At 43.5% G+C, this 3,407-nt stretch carries 3 protein-coding genes and 1 pseudogene; all 4 read right to left on the bottom strand.

Annotation, left to right across the window (positions count from 1 at the left end; genetic code table 11):
- A pseudogene (locus tag HP456_RS21595) lies at positions 1-378 on the bottom strand (acetyl-CoA carboxylase carboxyl transferase subunit alpha); the annotation flags it as partial.
- A complete protein-coding gene (gene accD / locus HP456_RS21590; RefSeq protein WP_172254939.1) occupies positions 372-1,250 on the bottom strand; it encodes an acetyl-CoA carboxylase, carboxyltransferase subunit beta in 879 nt (292 codons plus the stop codon). The gene accD and the pseudogene HP456_RS21595, both read right to left, overlap by 7 nt.
- A gap of 125 nt (positions 1,251-1,375) precedes the next feature.
- A complete protein-coding gene (locus HP456_RS21585; RefSeq protein WP_246289352.1) occupies positions 1,376-2,044 on the bottom strand; it encodes a FadR/GntR family transcriptional regulator in 669 nt (222 codons plus the stop codon).
- Positions 2,041-3,279: an NADP-dependent malic enzyme gene (ystJ, locus tag HP456_RS21580; protein ID WP_172254937.1), complete on the bottom strand. Its 1,239-nt coding sequence runs from the start codon at positions 3,277-3,279 to the stop codon at positions 2,041-2,043. Before ystJ ends, HP456_RS21585 begins: the two co-directional genes overlap by 4 nt.
- Positions 3,280-3,407: the final 128 nt, after the last annotated feature.

The following is a 3,407-nucleotide window of genomic DNA, read 5'->3' as shown; positions in this document are numbered from 1 at the left end:
TCTCCTGATGTTCTCTTTTGTGTCTTTACCTCGCTGATGACCAATGACTGTCACAGGCACACCTTCGAATTTCGCAATTCCCGAAACAATCGCTTCATCATCACCATATAAACGATCGCCATGAATTTCCATGAAACCCGTAAAAAGATGGCGGATATAATCCAGGGTTGTCGGTCGATTAGGATGACGTGCAACCTGTACTCTTTCCCAAGGTTTCATGTTTTCATAAATATCATTCTGGAGCTTCTGCAATCTTGCTTCCAATTTTTCAATTTCTTTTGATAAATCCACTTCCGAATTTTGAGTGAATTCTTTAAGCTCTGCAATTTTCTTCTTTAATTCAACTACAGGCTTTTCAAACTCCATCTCATTTACCATGGCAGATCACCGTCCCACTGATGTATATCAAGTATTAGACCTATCTTATCCTTTAGTTCCGATCGTGATATGACTTCGTCAAGCTGTCCATGCTTCAGGAGAAATTCCGCTGTCTGAAAGTCTTCCGGAAGATCTTCCCGAATCGTTTGTTCGATGATCCTCCTGCCGGCAAACCCGATCAGTGCACCAGGCTCTGCAAAATTATAATCGCCTACAGAAGCAAAGCTTGCGGAAACCCCTCCAGTTGTAGGATGGGTCATAATTGAAATGAAGAGACCTCCATTTTCACTGAATCGTTTAAGGGCGACACTTGTTTTGGCCATCTGCATAAGAGAGAGCACGCCTTCTTGCATTCTGGCACCGCCCGATGCAGTAAATATGATGAAAGGGACATGCCGCTTGTCAGCTTCCTCGATCGCTCTCGTGATCTTCTCGCCGACCACAGACCCCATGCTTCCCATTCGGAATCTTGAATCCATGATCGCTGCCACTACGTCAATCCCGTTTACTTTTCCTGCACCCGTCAGGACCGCTTCGTTTAACCCGGTTTTCTTCCGGTCCTTCTCTACTTTTTCAAGGTAGTCGGGGAAATTGAGCGGATTGACAGATATGAGGTCTGCATTGATTTCTTCAAATGTTCCCTCATCAATGAAGCTCTCGACTCTCTCAGTCGAACTCATTCCGTGATGATATCCACAGTGAATGCATACCTTCAAATTTTTCTGTAATTCTTTTGTATACATGATTTTTTTACAATCGGGACACTTGGTCATGATCCCTTCAGGAACATCCTGTTTGGCTGCTTCAGAAGGAATGGTTGCATATTTTTTCTTTTTAGGCTTATTGGATTTATTGAAAAGTTCCTTAAGCAAGGTGAAACCTCCTTAACTAATTACCGTCGCTTTTGTATTCATATTCTTTGGATGATAGAAAGTGTATAAATGCAATATGCTGCTGGAATCCATAAACAGCTTGTCTACCAGTTTAACGGAAAGCATCATAAAAAGATGGTGGAATTTGTCAGCTCACGATCACCGATTTCACAAATCTGTTTATACGCATTCTGCACCGATTCTTTGTCTTGATTCTCTAATCCTTGAAGCAGGGTTAAAAGCTTTTCTTTTATTTCCAGAGTCATTTTCTTTTCACCGATGATTAACGTTTCGTAATCATTCAGGACGTTCCAAATTCTATGTGATAAATAGTTATTGCTTACGAGGATGATTTCCTCAAATATTTCTCTCCAAGTAAGATTGTCATTGTCTTCTGCAACTTTTGAGATGAGTGAAGATACATCAAGCTTTTGGGAGTAAATTGTACGAAGCGCCTCTTTTTCAATCATCGTTTTCGTACATTTTACATCGTTCTGTGCTTTATGATCCTGTAGAATGAACATCCCCAGGAGATCAATCAAATGGTGATCACGAAAATCTCTCAGGAATGTCCCTTCTCCTCTCCTGGTTTCAATCAAACCTAATAGTTCAAGGGCCCTCAGTGCTTCTCTCACAGAAGAACGGCCAACGTTCAGCCGTTCAGAAAGCTCTCTTTCCGAAGGGATTTTATCACCCTCCTGAAGGCCATCCTTTGATATCATTTCTCTAAGCTGGTGAACAATTCCAATGTATACTTTCGATTGTGAATGGAGAGAGTTCACTTTGTTCATCATTCACTTTTCCCGATGACCGCTAAGTCTTCCGTTTTTTTACGGATTTCTTCAGGATCTATTTTTAAGCGGGCAACTCCTGTTTCCATTGCCGTTTTCGCGACTGCCGCTGCCACAGCAGGTGCTACACGCTTATCAAACGGACCAGGGATGACATAGTCCGCATTCAATTCACTTTCACTGATCAGCCCGGCAATTGCTTCGACGGCTGCCTGTTTCATTTTTTCATTTATATGAGTAGCACGTACATCTAATGCTCCCCGGAAAATACCAGGGAATGCAAGCACATTATTCACTTGGTTCGGGAAGTCGGACCGGCCGGTGCCCACCACTTTCGCGCCTGCGGCTTTTGCCAGTTCAGGCATGATTTCCGGCACGGGATTCGCCATGGCAAATATGATCGGGTCTTCTTTCATCGATGACACCATTTCCTCTGTGAGGGCACCTGCGACAGACACTCCGATGAATACATCCGCATCTTTCAGCACATCGCTGAGACCGCCTTCAATGCGATCACGATTCGTAAATTTCGCCACTTCATCCTTAATCGAGTTCATCCCGCGTGAACGGCCTTCATAGATCGCACCTTTGGAATCACACATGATGATGTCCCTTACACCATACCGATAAAGAAGCTTAATAATCGCGATGCCGGCTGCTCCGGCACCATTTGCCACAACTTTGATTTCTGACATTTTCTTACCTACGATCTTCAGAGCATTCACTAGTCCTGCAACGGTAACTATTGCTGTACCGTGCTGATCATCATGAAAAACGGGTATGTTCGTTTCCTTCTTCAGTCGCTCTTCGATTTCGAAACAGTTCGGAGCGGCGATGTCCTCTAAATTCACTCCGCCGAATGTCGGTTCAAGGAGCTTTACCGTTTCGACGATCTTGTCCACATCTGTTGTGTTCAAGCAGATTGGAAATGCATCGACCCCTGCGAAGCTCTTAAACAGAACAGCTTTACCTTCCATAACGGGAAGGGAAGCTTCCGGACCGATATTTCCAAGACCAAGTACTGCCGTCCCGTCCGATACGACGGCGACCATGTTGCCCTTCATCGTATAATCATAGACCGTTTCAGGTTTGTCATAGATCACTTTGCATGGCTCTGCGACTCCAGGGGAGTATGCCAGGCTTAAATCTTCAGCATTTCTAACCTCTACCTTTGATTTTGATTCCAGTTTTCCCTTATTTACACGATGCATATGCAATGCCTCTTCACGTAATGACAAATCCACTCACTCCTTAATCAATATTCCGTGCTATATTTTCACTTTTATAGATTCATGGGTTTACCTTCTTATAGATGCAGGCAGGCAGTGGTCAGACCACCTTTTTCTATTAAACAATAATATAAATG

The sequence above is a fragment of the Bacillus haikouensis genome (genome assembly GCF_013179555.1).
GTDB classification, from domain to species: domain Bacteria; phylum Bacillota; class Bacilli; order Bacillales; family Bacillaceae_B; genus Rossellomorea; species Rossellomorea haikouensis_A.
This window is presented reverse-complemented; position numbering and strand designations above follow the sequence as displayed.